This is a genomic window from Kitasatospora sp. NPDC001603 (genome assembly GCF_040298365.1).
Lineage (GTDB): Bacteria > Actinomycetota > Actinomycetes > Streptomycetales > Streptomycetaceae > Kitasatospora.
The window spans coordinates 1,183-27,639 of sequence record NZ_JBEPAA010000082.1; the positions used below are offsets into that span (position 1 = coordinate 1,183).

The following is a 26,457-nucleotide window of genomic DNA, read 5'->3' on the forward strand; positions in this document are numbered from 1 at the left end:
GCGCGATGACCGCCCCTCGGGCGGTGGCTTTAACCGCGATGACCGTCCGCGTCGTGACGACCGCCCGTCTGGCGGCGGTTTCCGCCGCGATGACCGCCCCTCGGGCGGTGGCTTTAACCGCGATGACCGTCCGCGTCGTGACGACCGCCCGTCTGGCGGCGGTTTCCGCCGCGATGACCGTCCGTCCGGTGGTGGCTTCAACCGCGACCGCGATGACCGTCCGTCCGGCGGTGGTTTCCGCCGTGACGACCGTCCGTCCGGTGGTGGCTTCAACCGTGACCGCGATGACCGTCCGCGTCGTGACGACCGGCCCTCGGGCGGCGGCTTCCGCCGTGACGACCGCCCGTCGGGCGGTGGCTTCAACCGCGACCGTGACGACCGTCCGTCCGGCGGCGGTTTCCGCCGTGACGACCGCCCGAGCGGGTTCAACCGCGACCGCGACGACCGCGGTGGCTTCCGCCGCGATGACCGTCCCTCCGGTGGCGGCTTCAACCGCGACCGCGACGACCGCGGCGGCTTCCGCCGTGACGACCGCCCGTCCGGCGGTGGTTTCCGCCGTGACGACCGCCCGAGCGGGTTCAACCGTGACCGTGACGACCGTCCGCGCCGTGACAACCGCCCCTCTGGTGGTGGCTTCCGCCGCGACGACCGTCCCTCCGGCGGCGGTGGCTACCGTCGTGACGACCGTCCGTCCGGCGGCTTCAACCGCGACCGTGACGACCGCGGCGGCCGGGACTACGACGACCGCCGGGGCAACTTCGAGCCCGTCAAGCGGCTGCCGATCCCGGAGGACGTCACCGGCTTCGAGCTGGACGCGGATGTCCGCCAGGAGCTCAAGAGCCTGCCCAAGACGCTCGCCGACGATGTCGCCCGCAACCTGGTGATGGTCGCCCGCCTGCTCGACACCGAGCCGGAGGAGGCCTACCAGTACTCGCGCGTCGCGCTGCGGCTCGCGTCCCGCGTGCCCGCCGTCCGTGAGGCGGCCGGCTTCGCGTCGTACATGACCCAGCGCTACTCCGAGGCGCTGACCGAGTTCCGCGCCGCCCGTCGGATGACCGGTCGGGCGGACCTGTGGCCGGTGATGGCGGACTGCGAGCGCGGTCTGGGCCGCCCGGAGCGGGCGCTGGCGATGGCCGGCGAGGCCGAGGTCAAGCAGCTGGACAAGGCCGGTCAGGTCGAGATGCGCCTGGTCGCGGCGGGTGCCCGCGGCGACATGGAGCAGTTCGAGGCGGCCGTGGTCACCCTGCAGAGCCCGGAGCTGGCCTCCAGCGCCGTGCACCCGTGGACCGCGCGACTGCGGTACGCGTACGCCGAGGCCCTGATCGCGGCCGGCCGGGGCGACGAGGCCCGCGACTGGTTCGCCAAGGCCGCCGAGGCCGACACGGACGGCGCCACCAACGCGTCGGAGCGGCTGGCCGAGATCGACGGCCTGGAGTTCGTCGACGCGCTCGACCCCGAGATCGAGGACGAGGTCGCGCGGGACGAGGCCGAGGACGAGGCTCCGGCCCCGGCTCCGGCGAAGTCGCGCGGCGGCGTGCCGGACGAGCGGGAGATCTTCGAGGACGAGGAAGACGTCGAGGAGTTCTACGACGAGGACGACCTGGAGATCGACGAGGACTTCGACGGCGTGGTGCCGGAGCGGTCCACCGACGCCAAGGGCTGACAAGCGCGGCCAGTAGGTGAGTGAGGCCCTGCCGCACCCCGGGAAACTCCGGGGTGCGGCAGGGCCTCACTGCTGTCCGGACGCGACCGGACGGCCCGGCCGCAGGACGCTCAGCCCAGTTCGAGACTGCGCAGGACCAGCCCGGTGGCCGGCTTCGGGCCGAAGGACGTGGACTTGCGGGGCATGGTGACGCCCTGCTCGGCGAGCCGGCGGACCACGCTCTCGCGCACCGGGTGGAGCAGCACCGCCGTGCCGCCGGTTCGGGCGGCCTCGCGCTCGGCGGACACGGCGGTGTGCAGGTAGCCGATGTCGTCCGGGCCGTCGGGGACCCGCCAGGTGTGGTCGAGCAGGGCGGCGTGCAGCACGGTCGCGTCCAGGTGGCGCCACTCCTCCGGCCGGTCGTGCGGCACGCTGGCGTCGAGCAGGGCCTCCTCGGGCTCGCCGATCAGCCAGTAGACGCCGTCGCCGCCGGTCAGCACGAACCCGTTGCCGCCCTGCCGCTTCTGCTCGGCGAGGGCCTGGAGGGCGGTGGCGAGCGGGCCGGGGACCTCCTTGACCCGCCACTGGTCGCCCAGCTTCTCCAGGGCCGCGGCGATCGGCAGCCGGTACAGCACCCGGTGGATCGCGCGGACCCGCAGCGGGTAGCGGGCGGTGTCGACCAGCAGCACCAGGCCCCGGTCCCAGGGGCTGCGCGGCAGGTGGCGGTGCTCCCGCTGGAGCCGCAGGTACATCTCCCAGCGGTGGTGGCCGTCGGCGATCAGCGCCCGGCAGGTGGCCAGGTCGCGGCTGATCTCGGCGATCCCGGCGGGGTCGGTCACGGCCCACAGCCTGTGGTGGGTGCCGTCGGTGGTGGTCGTGGTGAGCAGCGGGTCGTCCTCGACGGCCCGTTCGATCACCCCCGCGGCGCCCCCGTTGCCCCGGTAGGTGAGCAGCAGCGGTTCGAGGTTGGCGCGGGTGGTGCGCATCAGACCGACCCGGTCCGCCACCGGCCGGGGCATCACGTCCTCGTGGGGGAGGACGACGCCGGCCTCGCTGCCGCTGACGGCGAGGGCGCCGATCAGGCCGCGTTGGAGCAGCTCCGGGGAGTCGCCGGTGGCGGGGACCCGCTGCTCGTAGACGTACAGCGCCGGCTCGGGGTCGGCGGCCAGGACCCCCTCGCGCTGCCAGGCGCGCAGCAGCCGGGCGGCGTGCCGGTAGCGGGTGTCGCGGTCGGGCCGGTCGCCGGCGTCCTCGGGTTCGGGGCGCGGCAGGATCAGCCGGACCACGTTGTGCGGGTCGGCGGTCTCCAGATCGAGCCGGCGGCCGGGGTCGACGACGTCGTACGGCGGTGAGGTGACCGCGGCCAGGGCGCCGACCCGGTCGGGGACGTAGCGGAGGCCGCGGAAGGGGGAGAGGGACAGACCTGCGGTGGCGACGTGGCCGGGGTTACCGGGGCCGCCCTGCGGAGACTCCGCTCCGCTTTCTGCACTGGGTGTGCTCATTCTGGGCATCGTAATCGGGTACGCGTTGTTCAGAGATCGGAACACCCGTGCTGGTCCGGAGCGGGCGGGTGTCGTGACCGAGGGCGAGGTACGGCGTGAGAGAGCGCAGTGGGCGGTCGACGCAGCGTTGTGCGTCCCGCGAGGCGGTCGGCGCGGGCGGCGAGGTGGGCGCATGAGTGGCGGGCAGGAGCGTTTGGACGGCGGCGGCGGGGCGGACGGCTCCGCGGACGGTGTGATGAACGGGTCGGCGGGCGCCGGGCCTTCGGGCGAGGGCTTCGACGGCCCGGGGGGCGGGGCGGAGCAGGGCCGGGCCGGGGAGCCTGCGGGGGACGTCTACGAGTGGTTCCGCCGGGGCGGGAAGCTGCTGGCCCAGGGGCATCCGGCGGCCGCCGAGCAGTTGCTGGCGCGGGCGGCCGCGGCGGAGCCGCACTCGCGCAGCATCCGGGAGATGCTGGCGCGGGCGCAGTTCGACGCCGGTTCGTACGCGGCGGCGCTGGAGAACTTCCGGGCGGTGGCCCTGGCCGATCCGTCCGACGACTACGCTCAGTTCGGGTGGGGCGTCTCGGCGGCCCGGCTGGGCGACTTCGAGACGTCCGCCGAGCACCTGGCCCTGGCCGTCGCGATGCGGCCGGACACCGACCACTACCGGTCCGCGCTGCGGCAGACCCGGGCGACCCTGGCGGCCCGCGCCGGGGCGTTCGGCCCGCTGCTGCCGGGGGCGCCGGGGTACGCCGGACCCCGCCCGTCGCCCGGCGGGCTGCCGGCGGCCGCCGACCGGGGCGCGGGGGACGACGAAGTCCCCGGCGGCAGGGCCCGGGACGAGACGGATGACGGGAAATCGACGCAGTGAATGAGGTAGCGAAGGCATGACCGAGACGGCCACCACCGAGCGACGGACCGCCCCCGGCGGCAGTGAGCGCCCGCTCACCGAGGCGTACGACACGGCACTGCTGGATCTCGACGGCGTGGTCTACGCCGGGCCCGACGCGATCGACCACGCGGCGGACTCGCTGGCGTCGGCGCGTTCGGCCGGGATGCGGCTGGCGTACGTGACCAACAACGCCTCCCGCCCGCCGCGGGTGGTGGCCGCGCACCTGACCGAGCTGGGGGTGCCGGCCGAGCCGGACGACGTGATCAACTCGGCGCAGGCGGCCGCCCGGGTCGTCGCCGAGAAGGTGCCGGCCGGGTCGAAGGTGCTCGTGGTCGGTGGCCTGGGCCTGGAGGAGGCGCTGGCCGAGCGCGGCCTGGTGGCCGTTCGCACGCTGGCCGAGGAGCCGCTCGCGGTGGTGCAGGGCTTCGACGCCTCGGTGGGCTGGACGCACCTGGCGGAGGCCTCCTACGCGGTGCGGAGCGGGCTGCCGTGGGTGGCCTCCAACACCGATCTGACGGTGCCGACCGCGCGCGGGATCGCGCCGGGCAACGGCGCGCTGGTGGCGGCCGTGCGCGCGGCGACGGGTGTGGAGCCCGAGGTGGCGGGCAAGCCGCTGCCGCCGATGCACCGGGAGACCGTCCTGCGGACCGGTGCCGAGCGGCCGCTGGTGGTCGGGGACCGGCTGGACACCGACATCGAGGGCGCGTTCAACGGCGGCGTCGACAGCCTGCTGGTGTTCACCGGGGTCACCACGGCGGCGCAACTGCTCTCGGCGCCGGTGGAGCACCGGCCGACGTACCTCGCGGAGGACCTGCGGGGGCTGCTGGTGGCGCACCCGGCGGTCACCGGGCAGCCGGGCGGCGGGTTCGGCTGCGGCGGCTGGGTCGTGGTGGCGCAGGACGGGGTGCTGAAGCTGGAGGGCACCGGTTCGGACCGCTGGGACGGCCTGCGGGCGCTCTGTGCGGCGGCCTGGACGGCACTGGACGCGGACGGCGGTCCGTCGGACGGGCGCAAGGCGCTGGCCGAGCTGGGGTTCTGAGCCCCGGGGCCGGCCGGGCGGTCCGCGCGGCCGGTCCCACGAACGGGTGCCGGGGCGCGGGCCGGTTGGCCGCCGCGCCGCCCGGTCAGAGCAGTGTGCGCAGCCGCAGCAGGTCGCGGAAGCCGGCCTCCAGCCGGACCCGGCCACTGGCCCAGGCCGCCGCGAAGTTGAGCGTGCCGCCGACCAGGGCGACCAGGTCGTCGCTGCTCATGGTGAGCCGGATCTCGGCCTTCGTGGCGGGCGGGCCGGGTGCCTCGGTGACGTCCTCGATCCGGCCGTCGCGCAGCCGGCCGGTGAAGGTCAGGTCGAGGTCGGTGATCCGGCAGGTGAGGGAGCGGTCGAGGTCGGCCGCCTTGCGGACGTTGCCGGTGGACTTCGCCAGGTTCCGGCTGAGCTGCTCCAGTGCCGTGCGGCACTCCTCGGCGTTGGCCATGGCGGCTGGTCCACTCCCTGTGCGACGGCGGCGGTCACTGCGGGGCCACGGTACCGCAGGCGGGTTTTGGCGGTAGCGTCGTCGGTGGGGTGCCCGGAACCGGTCCGGGTACCGACGGCGACGGAGCGATGCGCGCAGGCGCTAAGGAGGCACCCGGATGCTGCCGAAGACGGTGCGGGGAGCGGTGGAGGTCGCGGCCGGGCTGGTGGAGGAGGTCGGCAAGCGGGTCGTCGGGACGGCGGCCGGGCTGCTGGAGATGAGCGGGGTCGACGTCGCCGAGGTGGAGCGGCGGTTGGGCGGGCCGTTCCCGCCGTCCGCGAAGTCGCTGCAGACCCTGGCCGAGGAGGCGGTGACCGCCGGCCGGGCCGGGGTGGACCTGGCGGTCGGCGTGGCGCGCAGCGAGGTGGAGAAGGCCTTCGAGAAGGTCGGCGACCAGGTGACCAAGGTCGGCGTGGTGCTCGCCTACCTGGAGAGCAAGCTGCGCGAGGTCGAGGAGGAGGCCGTTCCGGCCGCGTCGCCGCAGGAGGAGGAGCCCGGCACGGCGGCGCCGGCGCCCCGGGCCGACGCCCTGTTCGGGCACGGCTGGGAGCTGGACGACGAGCCGGCGGCACCCGCGGCGCGGGTGGGCGGCGAGCCGATAGTGGCCGAGCGGGTCGAGGTCGACGAGCCGGTGGAGACCGATCCGCCGGTGCCGCCGGCGGTGGCGGAGAAGCCGGAGGCGGCCGAGAAGCCCGCCGAGCGAAAGCCCGCGGCGAAGAAGCCGGTGGCGAAGAAGGCCGCCGCGCAGAAGCCCGCAGCGCAGGCGCCCGCCGTGAAGAAGGCTGCCGTGAAGAAGGCTGCCGCCAAGAAGCCCGCCGGGAAGAAGCCCGCCGAGCAGCAGCCCGCCGCCAAGAAGGCTCCCGCGAAGCGGACCGCCGTCAAGAAGACCGCCGCCGCGACCACCGAGCGGGCCGCCGCGAAGAAGGCGGCGCAGGCCGCCGGCCAGGAGCCGCCCGCCAAGAAGCGGACCGCGACCAGGAAGACCACCGTCCGCAAGAGCAGCACCAGGAAGCCCGATGCCTGATCCCGGCCCGGGCAGCGCCCCCGCGCCCGTCATCCGCCCGGTGGACCCGGCCCGGGACCTCGCCGCAGACTCAGCCGCGGGCGCCGTCCCGGACGCCTTCCTCGGCATCGATGAGCCGCTGCCGCTGGGCGTCGAGCCGACTCCCACCGGCCACCCGGCCGTCGACGCCGCGCTGGCCCGGCTGGAGGCGTTGGACGGGGTGCCGACCGAGGCACACGTCGCGGTGTACGAAGATGTTCACCAGCGGCTGACCGACACGCTGGCCGCGCTCGACCAGGATCGACCCGCTGGGTCCGACCGTTCGCGATGACCCGTAGGAGCTGAAACACCAGTGGCAGTGGCACGACGCCGTCTCGACGCGGAGCTGGTCCGCCGCAAGCTGGCCCGGTCGCGCGAGCACGCGTCCGAGCTGATCGCGGCCGGCCGGGTGACCGTCGGCGGCACCACCGCGACCAAGCCGGCCACCCAGGTGGAGACCGCGGCGGCGGTCGTGGTGGCGAACGACGAGAACGACCCCGACTACGTCTCGCGCGGCGGGCACAAGCTCGCCGGGGCGTTCGCGGCCTTCGTCCCGCAGGGCCTGGTGGTCGAGGGCCGCCGGGCGCTGGACGCGGGCGCCTCCACCGGCGGCTTCACCGACGTGCTGCTGCGCGCCGGGGCGGCCGGCGTGCTGGCGGTGGACGTCGGCTACGGACAGCTCGCGTGGTCGCTGCAGAGCGACGAGCGGGTGACGGTGATGGACCGCACCAACGTGCGCGAGCTGACCCGGGAGCTGATCGGCGGTTCACCGGTCGACCTGGTGGTCGGCGACCTCTCGTTCATCTCGCTCGGCCTGGTGCTGCCCGCGCTGGCCGGCTGCGCCGCCGAGGACGCGGACCTGGTGCTGATGGTCAAGCCGCAGTTCGAGATCGGCAAGGAGCGGCTGGGCAGCGGCGGCGTGGTGCGCAGCCCGCAGCTGCGCGCCGAGATGATCCGGCAGGTGGCCGGGAAGGCGTGGGAGCAGGGGCTGGGCGTGCGGGCGGTCACCGCGAGCCCGCTGCCGGGGCCGTCGGGGAACGTCGAGTACTTCCTCTGGCTGCGCCGGGACGCCCCGCCGTTGGACCCGGCGCAGGCGGACCGGGCCGTCGCCGAAGGCCCCCGGTAGGGTGCTCTGCGGACGTCCGGTCCGTCATGCTGAGTGACGCGGCCGCACCGGGCCGAGGGCGACCCGGCCGACGTAGGGAGAGGGCAGCGGGCATGAGCGAGCGAACCGTGGGGGTAATCCCGGCCGAGATCCGGGGGAGAGCTGTCGAGGGGTACGCGTCGCCCGCGGCTACCGTGGGGAGACGGGGGCACCTCGGAGCTGTCGGGACGGGCGGAGAGGGGCGCGCATGAGTGAGGGACGTACGGTCTTCCTGATCGCGCACACCGGCCGGGAGGCCGCGCTGCGCAGTGTCGAGGGCCTGGTGCACGGCCTGCTGAAGGCGGGCATCCGGATCAGGCTGCTCGCGGCCGAGGCGGTCGACCTGGACCTGCCCGACGGCATCGAGCGGGTGGCCGGCGGGCCCGGCGCGGCGGACGGCTGCGAGCTGATCCTGGTCGCCGGCGGGGACGGGACGCTGCTGCGCGGGGCCGAGCTGGCCCGTGAGCACGGGCTGCCGATGCTCGGCATCAACCTGGGCCGGGTGGGCTTCCTCGCGGAGGCCGAGCGGGACGATCTCGCGGTCGTGGTGGAGCGGGTCGTCGACGCCGAATACGAGGTCGAGGAACGGATGACGCTCGACGTGATCGTCCGGACCAACGGCGATGTGGTCCACCAGGACTGGGCGTTGAACGAGGCCTCGATCGAGAAGGCGTCCCGGGAGCGGATGCTGGAGGTGGTGACCGAGGTGGACGGCCGTCCGGTCTCCAACTTCGGCTGCGACGGGGTGGTCTGCGCGACGCCGACCGGTTCGACGGCGTACGCGTTCTCCGGCGGCGGCCCGGTGGTCTGGCCCGAGGTGGAGGCCCTGCTGATGGTGCCGATCAGCGCGCACGCGCTGTTCGCCCGGCCGCTGGTGGCCTCGCCGGACTCGGTGCTCGCGGTCGAGGTGCAGCCGAAGACCCCGCACGGCGTGCTCTGGTGCGACGGGCGGCGCTCGGTGGAGCTGCCGGCCGGGGCCCGGGTGGAGGTCCGCCGGGGGCAGACGCCGGTGCGGCTGGCGCGACTGCACCGGGCGCCGTTCACCGACCGGCTGGTGGCGAAGTTCGCGCTGCCGGTGACGGGTTGGCGCGGCCGGGCCGAAACGCACTGACGGAGGGGCCCGGGCCGCCGGTTCCGACCACCGGCGGCCCGGGCCCTTCGCCGTGGGCGGGCCCTCAGACCGCCAGCGGCTGGCTGTCGTCGCCCGCGCTCCAGCGGCCGCCGAGGGCGGCCCGGGCGGCGACCTCCGCGAGGCGTTCGACGGCGGCGGGCACGGCCGCGGCGGGGAGGGTGAGCGGGATCCGGATGTGGTGCTCGAAGGCCCCGTCCGAGCCGAAGCGGTTGCCCGCCGCGATCCGTACGCCGCCCTGCTCCCCGGCCTGGGCCAGTGCCGCGCCGGACAGGCCCCCGGTGGAGACCCAGAGCGCGAGCCCGCCGGGCGGAGCGGCGTAGTGCCAGGCGGGCAGCCGCTCGCGCAGCGCGCGGGCGAAGGCCTCGGCGGTGGAGCGCAGCCGGTCCAGCTGGTGGGCGCGGACGGCCGCCAGCGGCTCGCCGAGCAGCTCGGCGGCGATCAGCTGGTCCAGCACCGGGGCGCCGACGTCACTGTAGACCCGGGCGGTGGCCAGCCGGCGCACCAGCGCGGGGGCCGCCCGGACCCAGCCGATCCGCAGGCCGCCCCAGAGCAGCTTGCCCGCCGAGCCGACGGTGACCACCTGGGCGGACCGGTCCAGCGCGGCCATCGGGCGGGGGAGCACGGCGTCCGGCGCGAGGCCCCAGCCGAGCTCGGCGGTGGTCTCGTCGGCCAGCACGATCGTGCCGGCGGCCCGCGCGGCGGCCAGCAGTTCGCGGCGCTGCTCCTCGGGGACGAGGGCGCCGGTGGGGTTGTGGAAGTCCGGGATCACGTAGGCGGCCCTGGGCGTGGCGCCGCGCAGCACCCGGCGCCACTCGGCGAGGTCCCAGGAGGGCTGCCGGGACGGCCCGCCGGGCCAGCCGTAGGGGACGGGCACCAGGCGCGCCTCGCCCAGGCGCAGGGCCTGCAGCGTGTGCGCGTAGCTGGGCGCCTCGACGGCGACCCGGTCGCCGCGGGAGATCAGCGCCTGCCGCACCAGGTGCAGCCCGCCCATCGCGCCGATCGTGATCAGGATCTGGTCGGGGGTGGTCGGCAGGCCGCGCTCGGTGTAGCGCCGGGCCACCGCCTCGCGCAGCACCGGGACGCCGGTGGGATAGTTGCCGTGCCCGGCGGCGTACGCGGGGAGCTGTTCGACGGCCCGGGCGGCCGCCGCGCCGAGGAAGGGCTGCGGGGCGGGCAGCGCGGCGACCCCGAGGTCCAGCGTGCGGCCCTGCTCGTCCGGCGGCACCGGGTGCAGCGCGTCGCCGGGCGGCGGGGCGCCCTCGGGCAGGGCGGTCCAGCTGCCGGATCCGCGCCGGCTGTGCAGGTACCCCTCGGCGCGCAGCGCCTCGTACGCGGTGGCCACGGTGGTGCGGCTGAGCCGCAGCGCCAGGGCCAGCTCGCGCTCGGCGGGGAGCCGGGCCCCGACCGGCAGCCGGCCCTCGGTGACCAGCAGCCGGACCTGCCCGGCCAGCGTCCGGTAGGCGGGGCGGCGGGCGGCGGCCGGCTCGGGCAGCCGGGCCGCGTCGAGCAGCCGGGCCAGTGCGGCGGCGGTGACGGTGGTGTGCCAGTCGGCCATGGCTGATCAGTCCACTTGCTCGGAATTGGCCCTGGAAGGGGTTGCTTTGGCCTGTCCATCATGGCAGGGCGGCCATCGAGTCCGCCACCGTCGCGGGCCGGGCCCGTACGGTGCAGCACCACCTGCGGGAGAGCCCGATGGCCACCACGACCACGCGACCGACCACCCCCGCGCCCGCCGACACGGCGCGGCGCCCCTCCCTCGCCGTCCGCCTGCTCGGCGACACCCACGCACTGGGCCGCCGCCTCCCGCAGCTGCTGGTCGGCCTCTCCCTCTACGGGGCGAGCATGGGGCTGATGCTGCGCTCCGGGCTCGGTCTCGACCCGTGGGACGTCTTCCACCAGGGCCTGCAGCGCACCGCCGGCCTCTCGGTGGGCGCCTGGGTGACCATCTGCGGCGCGCTGGTGCTACTGCTCTGGATCCCGCTGCGCCAGCGCCCCGGGCTCGGGACCGTGGCCAATGTGCTGATGATCGGCGCGGCGATGGACCTCACCCTCCGGGTGACCGGCACGCCCGGACCGCTGCCGGCCCGGATCGCGCTGATGGTCGGCGCGATCGTGCTGAACGGCCTGGCCACCGGCCTCTACATCGGCGCCCGCTTCGGCCCGGGCCCGCGCGACGGCCTGATGACCGGCCTGCACCGGCGCACCGGCCGGTCGCTGCGGCTGATCCGGACCGGAATCGAACTCACCGTGCTGGCCGCCGGAGTCCTGCTCGGTGGTACCGCGGGCGTCGGCACCGTCGCATACGCGCTGGCCATCGGCCCGCTCGCGCAGATCTTCCTGCCCTGGTGCACCGTGCCCAGCCCCGCCGAAACGCCCCGGAAGGGATGAACTTGAGGGGCGTGGAGTTGCCGCTCGTCGCGCGCCGGGGCCGGAACCTCGTAAGGTCGTCACCGTGTTGGACGAGATGCGGATACGGGATCTAGGGGTCATCGACGATGCGGTGGTCGAACTGGCCCCCGGCTTCACCGCCGTGACCGGTGAGACCGGTGCCGGCAAGACCATGGTGGTGACCAGCCTCGGCCTGTTGCTCGGTGGCCGGGCCGACCCCGCTCTGGTGCGCAACGGCGCCGGACGAGCGGTCGTCGAGGGCCGCCTCGAACTGCCCGAGGGCTCCCCGGCGGCGGTCCGCGCGGTCGAGGCCGGCGCCGAACTCGACGACGGCGCGCTGCTGATCAGCCGGACCGTCTCGGCCGAGGGCCGCTCCCGGGCGTACGTCGGCGGCCGGGCCGTGCCGGTCGGGCTGCTGGCCGAGCTCGGCGAGGACCTGATCGCCGTGCACGGCCAGACCGACCAGCAGCGGCTGCTCCGGCCGGCGCGCCAGCGCGGCGCCCTGGACCGGTACGCGGGCGAGGCGGTGGCCGAGCCGCTGGCCCGCTACCGCGAGGTCTACCGCCGGCTGCGGGAGGTCTCGGCCACCCTGGAGGAGCTGACCACCCGGGCCCGCGAGCGCGCCCAGGAGGCCGACCTGCTGCGCTTCGGCCTGGACGAGGTGGCCGCCGCCGAGCCCGTCGCCGACGAGGACGTCGAACTGGGCGCCGAGGCCGAGCGGCTCGGCCACGCCGACGCGCTCTCCTCCGCCGCCACCCTGGCCCACGCCGCGCTGGCCGGGGACCCCGCCGACCCGGAGGCGCTGGACGCCGGCACCCTGCTGGCCCAGGCCCGCCGCGCCCTGGACGCCGTCCGCCACCACGACGAGCGCCTCGCCGGCCTCGCGGACCGGCTGAACGAGGTCGGCTACCTGCTGGCCGATGTCGCCGGTGACCTGGCCGGCTACGCCGACGACCTGGACGCCGACCCGGTCCGGCTGGCCGCCGTCGAGGACCGCCGGGCCGTCCTGGCCCAGCTGCTGCGCAAGTACGGCGGCCCGGAGAACTCCCTCGCCGAGGTGCTCGCCTGGGCCGACAACGGCTCCGCCCGGCTCGCCGAGCTCGACGGCGACGACGAGCGGATCGACGAACTCGGCGCCCAGGAGACCGCGCTGCGCGCCGAGTTGGCCGAGCTCGCGGGCGAGGTCTCGACCGCCCGGCAGGCCGCCGCCGGCCGCTTCGCCGAGGCCGTCTCCGCCGAACTCGCCGAACTCGCGATGCCGCACGCCCGGGTGACCTTCGCGATCGCCCAGGTCGACGACCTCTCCGGCATCGAGGTCGACGGCCGAACCGTCGCCTACGGCCCGCACGGCGTGGACGAGGTCGAGGTCCTGCTCGCCCCGCACCCCGGGGCCCAGCCCCGCCCGATCGCCAAGGGCGCCTCCGGCGGTGAGCTGTCCCGGGTGATGCTCGCCGTCGAGGTGGTCTTCGCCGGCGCCGACCCCGTCCCCACGTACCTGTTCGACGAGGTGGACGCCGGCGTCGGCGGCAAGGCCGCGGTCGAGATCGGCCGCCGGCTGGCCAAGTTGGCCGAGTCGGCCCAGGTCGTGGTGGTCACCCACCTGCCGCAGGTCGCCGCCTTCGCCGACCGCCACCTGGTGGTGGTGAAGACCAACGACGGCACCGTGACCCGCAGCGGCGTCAAGGTGCTCAACGACGAGGAGCGGGTGCGCGAGCTCTCCCGGATGCTCGCCGGCCTGGAGGACTCGGAGTTGGGCCGCGCCCACGCCGAGGAACTGCTGGCCGCCGCCCGGGCTCCGCGCCACCGTTAGCCTCCGCCGCCCGGCCCGGCGGCCCTCCGGCGGACCGCGACGCGCCCCCCGTGGCGCCGACTGTCCAAGAGGGCCGCCGACCTGGCATGGTGGCGGCTGGACACTGGCTTTCCAGTCCCGAGCGCCGTCGGCGGGCAATCCTCGCGACGCGGCGCGCGAACCTGATCGAGTCGGATGCGAGACGACGTGGACCATTCCGCCGCCCGGGCCACCGCGGCCGCCCCAGAACCGGGTCAGCTGCACGTGGTGCTCGTCCTGGCCGCCAGTACCGGCGGCATCGGTGCGCACGTGCGCTCCCTGGCACAGGGCCTGGTCGCGCACGGAGTGACCGTCACGGTCTGCGCGCCCGCCGGTACGGACGCGTTGTTCGGCTTCTCCCGCACCGGAGCCAGGTTCCACCTGGTCGACATCACCCCCACGGCGGGCGCCCGCAGCGACGCCACCGCGATCGGTGAGCTGCGCCGTGCCTTCACCGGCGCCGACGTGGTGCACGCCCACGGCTTGCGGGCCGGGCTGCTGTCGGACCTGGCACTGCGCACCGCCGGCCGCTTCCCGGGACTGCGCCCGGAGACGCCGCTGGTGGTCACCTCGCACCACGCGCTGCTGGCCACCGGCATGGAGCGGCGGCTCCAGCGGCTGATGGAGCGTCGGGTGGCCCGGGCCGCCGACCTGGTGCTCGGCGCCTCCTCCGACCTGGTGGCCCGGGCCCGCGAGCTGGGCGCCACCGATGCCCGGCTCGGCCCGGTGGCCGCCCCGCCGGTGCCCGAGGGCCGGCTGGAGCGGGCCGAGGCCCGGGCGGCGCTGCTCGGCGACGGCCCGGACCGTCCGCTGCTGCTGGCGGTCGGCGGACTCGTCCCGCAGAAGGCCTTCGGGGTGCTGCTGGACGCCACCCGCGAGCTGGCCGGGCTGGATCCGCAGCCGCTGCTGCTGATCGCCGGCGACGGCCCCGAGGCCGCCGGGCTCCGTGAGCGGGCGGCCGTGGAGAAGGCCGACGTCCGGCTGCTCGGCTACCGCACCGACGTGCCGGACCTGCTGGCGGCGGCGGACGTGCTGGTGGTCTCCAGCCGCTGGGAGGCCCGTTCGCTGGCGGTCCAGGAGGCGATGCGGGCCGGCGTCCCGGTGGTGGCCACCGCCGTCGGCGGCATCCCGGAGCTGGTCGGCGACGCCGCCGTGCTGGTCCCGCCCGGCGACGCGGCGGCGCTCGGCCGGGCGGTGCGCGAGCTGCTGGCCGACCCGGAGCGCCGCCGGCGCCTGGTGGCCGCGGGCCGGCAGCAGGCCGAGACCTGGCCGGACGAGGCCGCCACGGTGGCCCAGGTGCTCAGCACCTACGACGAGCTGGTGCAGCGCACCCCCTAGCCGAGCCGAGCGGCCGGTCCGAACCGCGACGGGCGGGACCGCGACGGGTGGGACCGGGCCTGCCCGGGCCGTGGCCGCCCGGGCAGGCACCGCTCAGACCGTGGCCTGCTCGACCCGGTCGACGGCCGGGGCGTCCGGCTGGGCGGAGAGGTAGGCCCCGCCGCAGGCGGTCAGCCGCAGCGCGGTGTCGATCAGCGGGACGTGGCTGAAGGCCTGCGGGAAGTTGCCGACCTGGCGCTTCTCCCGCGGGTCCCACTCCTCGGCGAGCAGGCCGAGGTCGTTGCGCAGCGACAGCAGCCGGTCGAACAGCTCGCGGGCCTCCTGCACCCGGCCGATCATGGCGAGGTCGTCGGCCAGCCAGAACGAGCAGGCCAGGAACGCGCCCTCGTGGCCGGAGAGGCCGTCCACGTTGTTGCCGCTCTCGTCGTGCGTCGGGTAGCGCAGCACGAAGCCGTCCTCGGTGGAGAGCTCGCGCTGGATCGCCTCGATGGTGCCGATCACCCGCTTGTCGTCCGGCGGGAGGAAGCCGACCTGCGGGATCAGCAGCAGCGAGGCGTCCAGCTCCTTGCCGCCGTAGTACTGGGTGAAGGTGTTGCGCTCCGGGTCGTAGCCCTTCTCGCAGACGTCGCGGTGGATGGTCGCCCGCAGCGTGCGCCAGCGCTCCAGGTGGCCGTCGGAGGGGGCGTCCTCGGGGTTCTGCTCCAGCAGCTTGATGGTCCGGTCGACCGCCACCCACGCCATCACCTTGGAGTGGACGAAGTGCCGGCGCGGGCCGCGGACCTCCCAGATGCCCTCGTCCGGCTCCTGCCAGTGGTCCTCCAGGTAGTCGATGAGCCGCAGCTGGAGGTGGTGGGCGTGGTCGTTGCGGACCAGCCCGGTCATGTGGGCCAGGTGCAGGGCCTCGACGACCTCGCCGTAGACGTCCAGCTGCAGCTGGCCGGCGGCGCCGTTGCCGACCCGGACGGGCTGGGAGCCCTCGTAGCCGGGCAGCCAGTCCAGCGAGGACTCGGTGAGCTCGCGCTCGCCGGCGATGCCGTACATGATCTGCAGGTTCTCCGGGTCCCCGGCGACGGCGCGCAGCAGCCACTCGCGCCAGGCCCGGGCCTCGTCGCGGTAGCCGGTGCGCAGCAGCGAGGAGAGGGTGATGGCGGCGTCGCGGAGCCAGGTGTAGCGGTAGTCCCAGTTCCGCTCGCCGCCGATGTCCTCGGGCAGGGAGGTGGTGGGGGCGGCGACGATGCCGCCGGTGGGGGCGTAGGTGAGGCCCTTGAGGGTGATCAGGGAGCGGATCACCGCCTCGCGGTAGGGGCCCTGGTAGGTGCACTGGCCGGCCCACTCGTGCCAGAAGTCCGCGGTGGCGTCGAGCATCTCCTCGGCGTCCGGGGCCTTGGGCGCGTCCAGGTGCGAGGCCTGCCAGGTGAGCGCGAAGGCGATCCGCTCGCCGGCCTGGACGGTGAAGTCCGCGTAGGTGGTGAGGTTGCGCCCGTAGGTGTCGGCCTCGCCGTCCAGCCAGACCGAGTCGGGGCCGGCCACGGCCACCGTCCGGTGGCCGCCGTCGGCCTGCTCGACGCGGTGCACCCAGGGCACGACGCGCCCGTAGCTGAACCGCATCCGCACCGCCGAGCGCATCCGGACGGTGCCGGACAGGCCCTCGACGATCCGGATCATCTGCGGGACGGAGTCCCGGCCGGCCAGCGGGCGCGGGGGCATGAAGTCGATCACCCGGACGCTGCCGCCCCGGGAGTCCCACTCCTGTTCCAGGATCAGTGAGTCGCCCCGGTAGCGGCGCCGGTCGGCGGGGACGGCCGGCGCGGCCGCGGTGGGCGGGGGGACCCGCAGGTCGCCGGTGTCGGTGTACCGGACGTGTGGGGTGTCGGGGGCCGGCGCGGGGGTGGCCGGCAGCTCGGCGGCCATCACCTCGGCCGGGCCGATCCGCCAGAAGCCGTGTTCATCGGTGCCCAGCAGGCCGGCGAACACCGCCGGCGAGTCGAAGCGGGGCAGGCACAGCCAGTCGACCGCTCCGTCCCTGCTGACCAGGGCAGCGGTCTGCATGTCCCCGATGAGTGCGTAGTCCTCGATACGGCCGGCCACGTGGATCTCCAGTTCGCAATGTGGTCACGACGCATCGGCGATCCGGGGAGAGCCAGCGGGTCTGCGGGGCCGGGGGTCACCCCGGGACGTCCGGCCTGCCGGGGGTGGTGGCAGGCCTTGCTGGAGTGTCCGCGCGGGGCTCGGTCGAGCCCCAGGGTGGGTGGGGGGTGCTGGATAACGGGGAGGTCCGGTCGCGCATCGGGGACCGAGAGGTGTCCTTGCCCTCCCACGCCCTCCGCTTGCTCGTGCTGTCGGCGATGCGTCCGTGCAGCTTACGACGGACGAAAGGGGCGAAGCACGCGGGCGCAGCCCTGCGTGGCGCCACAATTCGGCGGAAATGCCGTGCATCGTGGGGGAGCCGTAAAGGATGGCTCGGAAGGATCACCTCCGGATGGTCCGTCGGGAGGGGGCTCCATGACCCGCCCGAGCGCCGCGGAGTGGCCCGCTCGGGCCGGTGGTGCGACCGGTGTGACGCGTGCGCCGGGTGGTGCGCCGGTGGTGCGCCGACGGAGTGGTTCCCGAGCGCCGCGAGCGGGCCGGAACGCGTCCGGGCCGGGGCACTGATACCCTGGTATCCCGTGGACCGGTGGGATCAAACGCCCCGGACCAGCCGAACCGACGACTCATCGAGTGCCGTGCACCACACCGCACTCCCGTCGCGCCAGGCGAGCCGAGAGCTTCCCGCCCACGTCACCTTCGACACGCGACCCACGGGAGCCCCCTCTTGGCACAGCCCCATTCCGGCAAGGCATCGAACGGCCGCGCCGTGACGACCAAGCACCTCTTCGTCACCGGGGGTGTCGCCTCTTCGCTCGGCAAGGGCCTCACCGCCTCCAGCCTGGGCGCCCTGCTCAAGGCCCGCGGACTCCGCGTGACGATGCAGAAGCTCGACCCGTACCTCAACGTGGACCCGGGCACCATGAACCCGTTCCAGCACGGCGAGGTCTTCGTCACCGACGACGGTGCCGAGACCGACCTCGACGTCGGCCACTACGAGCGGTTCCTCGACACCAACCTGCACGGCTCGGCGAACGTCACCACCGGCCAGGTGTACTCGACGGTCATCGCCAAGGAGCGCCGCGGCGAGTACCTGGGCGACACCGTCCAGGTGATTCCGCACATCACCAACGAGATCAAGGCCCGGATCCGCCGGATGGCGACCGAGGACGTCGACGTGGTGATCACCGAGGTCGGCGGCACGGTCGGCGACATCGAGTCGCTGCCCTTCCTGGAGGCCGTCCGCCAGGTCCGCCACGAGGTCGGCCGGGACAACGTGTTCTTCGTGCACGTCTCCCTGCTGCCGTACATCGGCCCCTCGGGCGAGCTGAAGACCAAGCCCACCCAGCACTCGGTGGCCGCGCTGCGCAACATCGGCATCCAGCCGGACGCCATCGTGCTGCGCGCCGACCGCGAGGTCCCGCAGGCCATCAAGCGCAAGATCTCGCTGATGTGCGACGTGGACGAGGAGGCCGTGGTCGCGGCCATCGACGCCAAGTCGATCTACGACATCCCCAAGGTCCTGCACGGCGAGGGCCTGGACGCGTACGTGGTCCGCCGGCTGGACCTCCCGTTCCGCGACGTGGACTGGACCACCTGGGACGACCTGCTGCGCCGCGTCCACGAGCCGCAGCACATCGTCAAGGTCGCGCTGGTCGGCAAGTACATCGACCTGCCGGACGCCTACCTGTCGGTGACCGAGGCGCTGCGCGCCGGCGGCTTCGCCAACAACGCCCGCGTCGAGATCAAGTGGGTCACCTCCGACGACTGCGAGACGCCCGAGGGCGCCCAGGCGCAGCTCGGCGACGTGGACGCGATCTGCGTCCCCGGTGGCTTCGGCGACCGCGGCGTGGACGGCAAGGTCGCCGCGATCACCTACGCCCGGGAGAACAGGATCCCGCTGCTGGGCCTCTGCCTGGGCCTGCAGTGCGTGGTCATCGAGGCCGCCCGCAACCTGGCCGGCCTGCCCGAGGCCAACTCCACCGAGTTCGACGCGGCCGCCAAGTACCCGGTCATCTCCACCATGGCCGAGCAGCTGGCGATCGTCGACGGCAAGGGCGACCTGGGCGGCACGATGCGGCTGGGCCTCTACCCGGCCAAGCTCGCCGAGGGCTCCATCGTCCGTGAGGTCTACGGCGGCGAGCAGTACGTCGAGGAGCGCCACCGCCACCGCTACGAGGTCAACAACGCGTACCGCGCCGACCTGGAGAAGACCGGCCTGCAGTTCTCCGGCCTCTCCCCGAAGGGCGACCTCGTCGAGTACGTCGAGTACCCGCGCGAGGTGCACCCCTACCTGGTGGCCACCCAGGCCCACCCGGAGCTCAAGTCCCGCCCGACCCGCCCGCACCCGCTGTTCGCGGGTCTGGTCAAGGCGGCCATCGAGATCAAGACGGCCGCCCAGTAGTCGGGACCCGGTAGTCGGTTCCCACTGCTCGGCGCCCGGAGGTCGGCGCCGGGCAACGGGCGCCCACCAGGAGTAGTCGTCGACATGTCACCGGACGGCGGCCCCGCGATTCCCGCGGGGCCGCCGTCCGGCGTTAGATTGTGTCGTACTGACGAAAAGGGGAGAGCGATGGACGACCAGAGCATCTTTGACGTGGCCGAGGAGTGGGAGACCCGGGGGACCGGGACGCCCTTCCAGGGCAAGGTCACCGGCGTGCGCTCCGAGGAGGTCCGGATGCCCGACGGCAGCTGGGCCCGCCGCGACTACCAGACCCACCCCGGCTCGGTCTCCGTCCTGGCGCTGGACGACCAGGAGCGGGTGCTGATCCTGCGCCAGTACCGCCACCCCGTCCGCCAGCGGCTCTGGGAGCTGCCGGCCGGCCTCCTCGACGTCCCCGGCGAGAACCCGCTGCACGCCGCCCAGCGCGAGCTGTACGAGGAGGCGCACTGCAAGGCCGGCACCTGGCGGGTGCTGGTCGACTTCTACACCTCGCCCGGCGGCACGGACGAGGCGCTGCGGCTCTTCCTCGCCACCGACCTCACCGCCGCCGAGGGCGAGCGCTACGAGGCGCACGGCGAGGAACTGGAGATCGAGACCGCCCGGGTGCCGGTCGCCGAGCTGATCCGGCTGATCCACGCCGGGGAGCTGCACAACCCCACCCTGATCACCGGCACGCTCGCCGTGCACGCCGCGCTCACCGGGCCCGGCGGCCTGGACGCGCTGCGCCCCGCCGACTCGCCGTGGCCGGCGCGGCCCTTCTCGGCGTGACACCTCCGGCGTGACCTCGGCGCGGTACTGCTGCGTGGGGGTGACGACTCCGCGGTGCTGCTTCGCGCGGTGACGCTTCTGCGGTGCTGCTTCTGCGGTGCTGCTTCGTGGGGCGACGCTTCGTGGGGTGACCTTCCCGGCGTGGCGGTGGACGGCGCGTCACCCCGCGGTTGACCCGCAGGGGTGACTTACCGGTTCGTACGACCGGATGTCACCTCGGCGGAGCCGGACGGTCGAACTACGCTTCGCAGACAGGGCGCCCGTCCCGGGCCGCCTCCGCTGAGCGCTGGGTGACGTCGGGAGTGGCACGGGTGGCGAGGAAGACGGCGACCATGGACGCGGGGCCCGGCGTATCCGTCGAGGACGTTCCCGGGCTCGACCGGCTGCCCGCCGGTCCCGCGCTGCTCGTCGGCCGGCGTGCCGAGCTCGCCGCCCTGCGGGCCGCCGCCGCACGCCCGGCCGAGGGCCGCAGCCGGGTCCTGGTGCTGGCCGGCCGGCCCGGCTCCGGGCGGACCACCCTGGCCGTCCGGTTCGCCCGCACGGTCGCCGCCGACTACCCCGACGGTGTGCTGTTCGCCCGGCTCTCCACCCCGGACGGCGGCCGGGTGCCGCCCGCCAGGGCCGCCCGCCGGCTGCTGGAGCAGCTCGGCGCGGACGTCGCGGGCGTCCCGCTGCCCGGCGCCGTCGAGGACAGCCGGGACGAACCGGCCTGCGTCGCGCTGCGCGAGGCGCTGGCCGGGCGGGAGGTCCTGCTGCTGCTGGACGACGTGCGGGACGCCGGACAGCTCTGGCCGCTGCTCGCGGACGAGCCCGGCTGCCTCGTCCTGGCCACCACTGCCGGGCCGCTCACCGGCATCGAGGACATCGACCCGGTCATTCTCGGCGGGCTCGACCGGCAGGCCTCGGGGGAGCTGCTCGGGGACCTGGTCGGCGGGACGAGGATCAGCTGCGACCCGGTCGGCGGGGCCGACCTGGCCGAGGCCTGCGCGGCCCGGCCGGCGGCACTGCGGCTGATGGCGGGGTGGCTGCGGGGCAATCCGAAGCTGGCGGTGACGGACGCCGCGAAGGAGCTGGCGCGGGCGGTGCGGGAGGCCGACGCCACGCCGGCGGGGGGCGCGAAGGCGGCCGGTGGGGGGCACGCGGCCGGGGAGACGGCTTCCGGGGGGAAGGAGGGCGCCCGGGGCGGGCCCGGCGCGTCCGGTGGGCCGGGGCGTACGAAGGGCGGCGCCCTGCACGCGGGGGCCGGTGCGGGGGTCGGTGCGGGGCCCAAGGCCGGGACCGGGGCGGACGGGCGGGCTCCGGGCGGCGCCGGGGCCGGGGCCGGTCCGGGGGACGGGCAGGGTGTCAGGCGTCCCGCCGGGCCCGCGCGGGGCGGCGCGAAGCGCGGCGAACGGCACGGCGGGACGCAGCCCGCGGAGCACGTTTCCGCGCCGGCTCCGGAGCAGGTCCCGGCCCCGGAGCGGCCCGGCCGGCCGGCCGGGGCCGGAAAGCCGGGGACCGCCGGTGCCGCTGCGGGCGGTGCAGTCGGCACGGCCGGCAGGGCCGGTACGGCCGGTACGGCCAGTACGGTCGGCTCGAAGGCCGAGCAGGTGGAGTCGGTCGCTGCCGCCGCTGCCGCCGTCCCGGTGACGGACCCCGCGGCCTGGGTGAAGCCCGGGCCCGAACCCGCCGAGCCCGTCCCGGTGCCGGACAACGATCCGCTGATCGGCGCGTTCACCCTGCTCTACGGCACGCTGTCGGCCGCCCAGGCGCGGATGCTGCGGGCGCTCACCCTCGCACCGGGGCAGACGGCCGACCTGCGGACCGCCTCGGCCCTGGTCGGCTGCCCGGCGCCGGAGGCCGCCACCATGCTGGCCGCGCTCGCCGAGCGGGAGCTGCTCGGTGCGGAGCCCCCCGCCGCCGACGGGACCCCGCGTTACCGGGTGCCCGGCCGGCTCTACCCCCGGCTGGTCCGGCTGCGGGAGAGCGAGGACCGGCCCGCCGAGGTCGAACTGGCCCGGGCCCGGCTGCTGGAGCGGCTGGTCCGGCTCACCGAATCCGCCCGCGCGCTGCTCGACCCGGCCGGCGGCCCCGGCCCCGACCCACTGCCCGGCCCGCTCCGGCTGCGCTCCGCCGCCGACGCCCGGCAGTGGCTGCTCGGCGAGCGCGACGTCCTGCTCGGCGCGGTCGCCGACGCGATCGGCCAGGGCGATCTGGACGGCTCGGCCGGCCGGCTGGTCACCGCCCTGCTCCGGGCGCTGCCGCTGACCGGCGCGGCCGCCCCCGCCGACCTCTACCAGCTGCACGAGCAGGTGCTGACCGTGGCCGAACGCCACGGCAAACCGCGCCGGGCCGCCGCCGCACTGCTCAATCTGGGGGACCTCCAGGCCGCGGCCGGCCGCTGGGAGCAGGCCTGCGCACACTACCGGGCGGCCCTGGAGCACGCCCGCTCGGCCGACGACGAGGCGCTCTGCGCCCGGGCCCTGGAGGGCGCGGCCGGCTGCTACCGGGCGCTCGGTGAGGCGGTTCGCGCCGCCGACTGGTACGGGCGGGCGCTCGCCCTGCGGCAGGCGATGGGCGACCACGCCGCCGAGGCCCGGCTGCTCGCCCGGGTGGCCGAGGCGCACACCGCGCAGCGACGGTTCGAGGAGGCCGAACGGGAGTACCGGGCCTCCCTGTCGGTGCTGCGGAGGCTGGGCGACGAGCGCGGGCAGCAGGTGGTCGGCGACGCCCTCGCGGAGCTGCGGGAACGCCTCGACGGCGGGTGGTAGGGGCGGGTTCCGGAGTATTGTCGGAGATGCCCGGTTGGCATTGCTTTGGCGGGAAGATCGCTGGGGAAGCCTACGAACCTGCCAATGTGTCCGGCAGATTTGTTCGCTTTGGAAGGCTGACACGCCGCCTGGGCTTCATTACACTCGAACTCAGTCGCGCAGCGATCCATGCCCCGGTGTCGTCCGGAGGCTTCCCCACGTGCGCGTCGCCCGCCGGTCTTCTCCGGTAGGGACCCCCATGGCAAGAGGACGTGTTTAGCCGTGAAGGTCGGCATCCCCCGCGAGGTCAAGAACCACGAGTACCGCGTGGCCATCACGCCCGCCGGCGTGCATGAGCTCGTCCGCAACGGACACGAGGTCTACATCGAGGACAACGCCGGTCTCGGCTCCTCGATCCCCAACGAGGAGTACGTGGCCGCCGGCGCCACCATCCTCCCCACCGCCGACGAGGTGTGGGCCACCGCCGACCTGCTGCTGAAGGTCAAGGAGCCCATCGCCCAGGAGTACCACCGTCTGCGCAAGGGCCAGACCGTCTTCACGTACCTCCACCTGGCGGCCGATCGCGCCGGCACCGACGCGCTGGTCGCGTCCGGCACCACCGCGATCGCGTACGAGACCGTGCAGCTCGCCAACGGCGCCCTGCCGCTGCTCGCGCCGATGTCCGAGGTCGCGGGCCGGCTGGCCCCGCAGGTCGGCTCGTACCACCTGATGCGCCCGGCCGGCGGCCGCGGCGTGCTGCCCGGCGGCGTGCCCGGCACCCACCCGGCCAAGGCCGTCGTCATCGGCGGTGGCGTCTCCGGCTGGCACGCGGCCACCATCGCCATCGGCATGGGCTACGAGGTGACCCTGCTCGACCGCGACATCAACAAGCTGCGCGAGGCCGACAAGGTCTTCGGCACCAAGATCAAGGCCATCGCCTCCAACGCCTTCGAGCTGGAGAAGGCCGTCCTGGAGGCCGACCTGGTGATCGGCGCCGTGCTGATCCCGGGCGCCAAGGCCCCGAAGCTCGTCACCAACGAGCTGGTCTCCCGCATGAAGCCGGGCTCCGTGCTCGTCGACATCGCCATCGACCAGGGCGGCTGCTTCGAGGACTCGCACGCCACCACGCACGCCGAGCCGACCTTCCAGGTCCACAACTCGGTCTTCTACTGCGTGGCCAACATGCCGGGCGCCGTCCCGAACACCTCCACCTACGCGCTGACCAACGCCACGCTGCCCTACATCGTGGAGCTGGCCAACCGCGGCTGGAAGGACGCGCTGCGCCGTGACCCGGCGCTGGCCAAGGGCCTGAACGTGCACGAGGGCCAGATCACCTTCGGCGCCGTCGCCGAGGCCTTCGGCCTGGAGTCCGTCTCCCTGGAGAGCGTGCTCGCCTGATCTCGGTTCCCCCGGTCCGGAACGGTCCGCGCCACGCCGGCGCGGACCGCTCCGACCTGGGCCGTTCCCGGTGGGACGGCCCGTAGGCCCCCGACCCTTCCTCCTCGTCCGCCAGCGGGCCGGAGGTCCTCGGATCGGGGGCTTCGCCATGCCCGCGAACGGCGCCGACACGCGCGGGTGAACGGCGCCGACACGCGCGGGTGAACGGCGCCGACGGGGGCGGCTGAACGGTGCCGACGCGGGCGCGTGAACGGGGGTGGTCGGGGTGGGTGAGCGGCGCCGATCCGGACGCGTGAACGGGGGTGAGGTGGGCGGGTCGCTCTGTCGTCAATTTCTGTGGGTCGTGTCACCCGACCGCAGAAACGTTAGGGTCAAGGGCCCGCGCATCCCTTGACAGAGGGTTGCCCGATAGTCGACACATCCTGCCCACTACCGTGGATTGTGTTGCTGCGAACGCCTTGAACGGCCTAGAGTCGCAAACCGTCGGCATGCTGCCACGCTGACGAATCGACATAGAGTCCTGGATGCCCAAGGAGGTAAGACGACTTGTGAATGAGTCGACATTTGCTCCCGGGGGTGGTCAGCCAGGACTGGCGGAGCACACCGCCGTCCAGCCGAGTGAGGAGTCCGGGGCCCGGCAGGCCACCGTGGGCTCGGCCGAGGTCGGCTCGGTCGCACTCCGCACTTTCGAAGCACGACAGAACACAGCACAGGTGACCACGGTGACCGACTACGACGTCGACCTGCCGGCCCACGGCCTGGCCTACGGCGAGTTCGCCTACGGCGCCTACGACGACCCGGACGCCGAGTACGAGCCGGACCCGGAGTACGCCGCCACGCTGGCCCCCGACGCCGCGCGCCAGCGGCGCGAGCGGGTCGGCCCGACCGGCCGTCCGCTGCCGTACTTCCCGATCCCCGCGCCGGTGGCCGAGCACGGCCCCGCGCAGATCATCGCGATGTGCAACCAGAAGGGCGGCGTCGGCAAGACCACGTCGACCATCAACCTGGGCGCGGCGCTGGCCGAGTACGGCCGCCGGGTGCTGCTCGTGGACTTCGACCCGCAGGGCGCGCTCTCGGTCGGTCTCGGCGTCAACCCGATGGAACTCGACGTCACCGTCTACAACCTGCTGATGGAGCGCGGCCTGACGGCCGATGAGGTGCTGCTGAAGACCGCGGTGCCCGGCATGGACCTGCTGCCCTCCAACATCGACCTCTCCGCCGCCGAGGTGCAGCTGGTCAGCGAGGTGGCCCGGGAGTCCGCGCTGGCGCGCGCCCTGAAGCCGCTGCTGCCCGACTACGACTTCGTCATCATCGACTGCCAGCCCTCGCTGGGCCTGCTGACGGTCAATGCCCTGACGGCCGCTCACAGCGTCATCGTTCCGCTGGAGTGCGAGTTCTTCGCGCTGCGCGGTGTCGCGCTGCTGACCGAGACGATCGAGAAGGTCTGCGAGCGGCTCAACCCCGAGCTGCGCCTGGACGGCATCCTGGCCACCATGTACGACTCGCGCACCGTGCACAGCCGTGAGGTGCTGGCCCGGGTCGTCGAGGCGTTCGGCGAGCACGTCTTCCACACCGTCATCGGGCGGACCGTGCGCTTCCCGGAGACCACCGTCGCCGGTGAGCCGATCACGACGTACGCGACCAACTCGGTCGGTGCCGCCGCCTACCGTCAGCTCGCCAGGGAGGTGCTCGACCGGTGCCGCCCCGCCGAGTGAGTCTCCCGGGTGCCGACGAGCTGTTCCGGACCACCGGCGGGATGGCGCTGTCGCCGTCCCTCGCGCCGCGTCCGGCCGCCGAGGCGCCCAGACCGGAGACCGCGCGGGCCGTCAACGGTGCCGGCCCGGACGGTGCCGAGGGCGCCGACGACGGCACCGGCGGTGCCGCGGGCCGTGCGACCGGGGGCGCCGCGAACGGCGGCGAGGCCGGTCGGCCGCGCGAGCACCACTCGGCGGGCGGCGCCTCGGTGCCCGCCCCCGCTCAGCCGGGCGGGGCCCAGGGCATCGGGCAGTCCGGCGCGGCGGGCAGTACGGCCGGGGGCGCGGCGGGTGCCGCGCAGGCCGGTAAGACGGCTCAGGGCGGCCGTGGCGCCGCTCCGGCGCCGCGCCAGCACGCGGGTGCCACCGAGGACCAGGCGGGCGCCACAGGGCGCCCCAGGCCGCGTGGACGGGCTCCGCGCCGCCCCACCGGGCGAGAGCGGCACGACGAGAAGATCACCGTGTACGTGTCCGCCGAGGAACTGATGGACCTCGAACACACCCGGCTGGTGCTCCGTGGTGAGCACGGGCTGGCGGTGGACCGCGGCCGGATCGTCCGGGAGGCGATCGCGGTCGTGCTGGCCGATCTGGAGCAGCGCGGCGAGGCGAGCATCCTGGTGCGGCGGCTGCGCGGGCGTTGAGGCCTGCGGGGCGCCTTGTGGCGCTTGTGGTGCTGGTGGTTCCGGTGGTGCTGGTGGTGCCGGTGGGCTCGTGATGCCTCTGGGGGGTGCTGGGCCGGTGGTCCGGCGTTGTACCGGTGACCGGCGGCGCCCGGCGGTGCGTGCGGCGTGTCGCCGGCCCCGGCGCGGGGCGGGCGGCGGCCGCCGGGTGAAGATGGACCGTTATGCCGAGCACCCCCGAACCGCCCGCCGCCGGGTCCGT

General features: G+C 74.8%; 20 protein-coding genes and 1 pseudogene. 17 read left to right on the forward strand and 4 right to left on the reverse strand.

Features of this window, described 5'->3' with window-relative positions; all coding sequences use genetic code 11:
* Both ABT263_RS32895 and ABT263_RS32900 read left to right on the forward strand, forming a co-directional pair.
* Nucleotides 1-544: pseudogene (locus tag ABT263_RS32895) on the forward strand (DEAD/DEAH box helicase); the annotation flags it as partial.
* A gap of 231 nt (nucleotides 545-775) precedes the next feature.
* Entirely contained in the window at nucleotides 776-1,663 is an 888-nt protein-coding gene (locus ABT263_RS32900; protein WP_352296141.1) for a tetratricopeptide repeat protein, read from the forward strand.
* A gap of 110 nt (nucleotides 1,664-1,773) precedes the next feature.
* Here ABT263_RS32900 and ABT263_RS32905 read toward each other — a convergent pair whose 3' ends face one another.
* Nucleotides 1,774-3,144 carry a DUF1015 family protein gene (locus ABT263_RS32905; RefSeq protein ID WP_352296092.1) on the reverse strand — a complete coding sequence of 457 codons (1,371 nt, stop codon included), beginning with the start codon at nucleotides 3,142-3,144 and terminating at the stop codon, nucleotides 1,774-1,776.
* A gap of 172 nt (nucleotides 3,145-3,316) precedes the next feature.
* Between ABT263_RS32905 and ABT263_RS32910 the strand changes: the two genes are divergently transcribed.
* Nucleotides 3,317-3,994, forward strand: a complete 678-nt coding sequence (locus tag ABT263_RS32910) for a tetratricopeptide repeat protein (RefSeq protein WP_352296095.1) — start codon at nucleotides 3,317-3,319, stop codon at nucleotides 3,992-3,994.
* Between the two features lie 16 nt (nucleotides 3,995-4,010).
* A complete protein-coding gene (locus tag ABT263_RS32915; RefSeq protein WP_352296098.1) occupies nucleotides 4,011-5,054 on the forward strand; it encodes an HAD-IIA family hydrolase in 1,044 nt (347 codons plus the stop codon).
* 85 nt (nucleotides 5,055-5,139) lie between these two features.
* Here ABT263_RS32915 and ABT263_RS32920 read toward each other — a convergent pair whose 3' ends face one another.
* Complete coding sequence (locus tag ABT263_RS32920) at nucleotides 5,140-5,487, reverse strand: alkyl sulfatase C-terminal domain-containing protein (RefSeq protein ID WP_352296101.1); 348 nt, start codon at nucleotides 5,485-5,487, stop codon at nucleotides 5,140-5,142.
* Nucleotides 5,488-5,644: 157 nt separating this feature from the next.
* Here ABT263_RS32920 and ABT263_RS32925 point away from each other — a divergent pair, with 157 nt between their 5' ends.
* The 4 genes from ABT263_RS32925 to ABT263_RS32940 all read left to right on the forward strand — a co-directional run bounded on the left by ABT263_RS32925 (nucleotide 5,645) and on the right by ABT263_RS32940 (nucleotide 8,823).
* Entirely contained in the window at nucleotides 5,645-6,550 is a 906-nt protein-coding gene (locus ABT263_RS32925) for a hypothetical protein (RefSeq protein ID WP_352296103.1), read from the forward strand.
* Complete coding sequence (locus ABT263_RS32930) at nucleotides 6,543-6,860, forward strand: hypothetical protein (protein ID WP_352296104.1); 318 nt, start codon at nucleotides 6,543-6,545, stop codon at nucleotides 6,858-6,860. Before ABT263_RS32925 ends, ABT263_RS32930 begins: the two co-directional genes overlap by 8 nt.
* 27 nt (nucleotides 6,861-6,887) lie before the next feature.
* Entirely contained in the window at nucleotides 6,888-7,694 is an 807-nt protein-coding gene (locus tag ABT263_RS32935) for a TlyA family RNA methyltransferase (RefSeq protein ID WP_352296106.1), read from the forward strand.
* A 226-nt stretch (nucleotides 7,695-7,920) separates the two neighbouring features.
* Nucleotides 7,921-8,823 (forward strand): NAD kinase, encoded by a 903-nt coding sequence (locus ABT263_RS32940; RefSeq protein WP_352296109.1) that lies wholly within the window; start codon nucleotides 7,921-7,923, stop codon nucleotides 8,821-8,823.
* Between the two features lie 64 nt (nucleotides 8,824-8,887).
* On the opposite strand, the gene yczR is transcribed toward ABT263_RS32940, so the two are convergent.
* Nucleotides 8,888-10,399, reverse strand: coding sequence for a MocR-like transcription factor YczR (gene yczR, locus ABT263_RS32945; RefSeq protein WP_329490163.1), 1,512 nt, complete (start codon nucleotides 10,397-10,399; stop codon nucleotides 8,888-8,890).
* Between the two features lie 137 nt (nucleotides 10,400-10,536).
* Here yczR and yczE point away from each other — a divergent pair, with 137 nt between their 5' ends.
* The 3 genes from yczE (at nucleotide 10,537) to ABT263_RS32960 (ending at nucleotide 14,398) form a co-directional block, all read left to right on the forward strand.
* Entirely contained in the window at nucleotides 10,537-11,232 is a 696-nt protein-coding gene (gene yczE / locus ABT263_RS32950; RefSeq protein WP_502885902.1) for a membrane protein YczE, read from the forward strand.
* 76 nt (nucleotides 11,233-11,308) lie between these two features.
* Nucleotides 11,309-13,042, forward strand: a complete 1,734-nt coding sequence (gene recN / locus ABT263_RS32955; RefSeq protein ID WP_352296144.1) for a DNA repair protein RecN — start codon at nucleotides 11,309-11,311, stop codon at nucleotides 13,040-13,042.
* A 174-nt stretch (nucleotides 13,043-13,216) separates the two neighbouring features.
* Nucleotides 13,217-14,398: a glycosyltransferase family 4 protein gene (locus ABT263_RS32960; protein ID WP_352296112.1), complete on the forward strand. Its 1,182-nt coding sequence runs from the start codon at nucleotides 13,217-13,219 to the stop codon at nucleotides 14,396-14,398.
* Nucleotides 14,399-14,491: 93 nt separating this feature from the next.
* On the opposite strand, the gene ABT263_RS32965 is transcribed toward ABT263_RS32960, so the two are convergent.
* Nucleotides 14,492-16,486, reverse strand: coding sequence for a glycoside hydrolase family 15 protein (locus ABT263_RS32965; RefSeq protein WP_352296114.1), 1,995 nt, complete (start codon nucleotides 16,484-16,486; stop codon nucleotides 14,492-14,494).
* 724 nt (nucleotides 16,487-17,210) lie between these two features.
* Between ABT263_RS32965 and pyrG the strand changes: the two genes are divergently transcribed.
* The 6 genes from pyrG (at nucleotide 17,211) to ABT263_RS32995 (ending at nucleotide 26,216) form a co-directional block, all read left to right on the forward strand.
* Nucleotides 17,211-18,887, forward strand: coding sequence for a CTP synthase (gene pyrG / locus ABT263_RS32970; protein WP_329490166.1), 1,677 nt, complete (start codon nucleotides 17,211-17,213; stop codon nucleotides 18,885-18,887).
* Nucleotides 18,888-19,055: 168 nt separating this feature from the next.
* A complete protein-coding gene (locus tag ABT263_RS32975; protein WP_352296117.1) occupies nucleotides 19,056-19,694 on the forward strand; it encodes an NUDIX domain-containing protein in 639 nt (212 codons plus the stop codon).
* 311 nt (nucleotides 19,695-20,005) lie between these two features.
* A complete protein-coding gene (locus ABT263_RS32980; protein ID WP_352296120.1) occupies nucleotides 20,006-22,444 on the forward strand; it encodes a tetratricopeptide repeat protein in 2,439 nt (812 codons plus the stop codon).
* A gap of 261 nt (nucleotides 22,445-22,705) precedes the next feature.
* Nucleotides 22,706-23,821, forward strand: a complete 1,116-nt coding sequence (gene ald, locus ABT263_RS32985) for an alanine dehydrogenase (RefSeq protein ID WP_329490170.1) — start codon at nucleotides 22,706-22,708, stop codon at nucleotides 23,819-23,821.
* Between the two features lie 647 nt (nucleotides 23,822-24,468).
* Complete coding sequence (locus tag ABT263_RS32990) at nucleotides 24,469-25,536, forward strand: ParA family protein (RefSeq protein WP_380392235.1); 1,068 nt, start codon at nucleotides 24,469-24,471, stop codon at nucleotides 25,534-25,536.
* Nucleotides 25,533-26,216 carry a hypothetical protein gene (locus ABT263_RS32995; RefSeq protein WP_352296123.1) on the forward strand — a complete coding sequence of 228 codons (684 nt, stop codon included), beginning with the start codon at nucleotides 25,533-25,535 and terminating at the stop codon, nucleotides 26,214-26,216. The genes ABT263_RS32990 and ABT263_RS32995 overlap by 4 nt, the downstream gene beginning before the upstream one ends.
* Nucleotides 26,217-26,457: the final 241 nt, after the last annotated feature.

Coding starts and splice junctions, on each gene's coding strand:
- ABT263_RS32925 (WP_352296103.1), top strand. CDS start 5,645: ATGCTGCCGAAGACGGTGCGGGGAGCGGTGGAGGTCGCGGCCGGGCTG.
- ABT263_RS32975 (WP_352296117.1), top strand. CDS start 19,056: ATGGACGACCAGAGCATCTTTGACGTGGCCGAGGAGTGGGAGACCCGG.
- ABT263_RS32930 (WP_352296104.1), top strand. CDS start 6,543: ATGCCTGATCCCGGCCCGGGCAGCGCCCCCGCGCCCGTCATCCGCCCG.
- recN (WP_352296144.1), top strand. CDS start 11,309: ATGCGGATACGGGATCTAGGGGTCATCGACGATGCGGTGGTCGAACTG.
- yczR (WP_329490163.1), bottom strand. CDS start 10,399: ATGGCCGACTGGCACACCACCGTCACCGCCGCCGCACTGGCCCGGCTG.
- ABT263_RS32920 (WP_352296101.1), bottom strand. CDS start 5,487: ATGGCCAACGCCGAGGAGTGCCGCACGGCACTGGAGCAGCTCAGCCGG.
- ABT263_RS32960 (WP_352296112.1), top strand. CDS start 13,217: ATGCGAGACGACGTGGACCATTCCGCCGCCCGGGCCACCGCGGCCGCC.
- ABT263_RS32910 (WP_352296095.1), top strand. CDS start 3,317: ATGAGTGGCGGGCAGGAGCGTTTGGACGGCGGCGGCGGGGCGGACGGC.
- ABT263_RS32940 (WP_352296109.1), top strand. CDS start 7,921: ATGAGTGAGGGACGTACGGTCTTCCTGATCGCGCACACCGGCCGGGAG.
- yczE (WP_502885902.1), top strand. CDS start 10,537: ATGGCCACCACGACCACGCGACCGACCACCCCCGCGCCCGCCGACACG.
- ABT263_RS32905 (WP_352296092.1), bottom strand. CDS start 3,144: ATGAGCACACCCAGTGCAGAAAGCGGAGCGGAGTCTCCGCAGGGCGGC.
- ABT263_RS32915 (WP_352296098.1), top strand. CDS start 4,011: ATGACCGAGACGGCCACCACCGAGCGACGGACCGCCCCCGGCGGCAGT.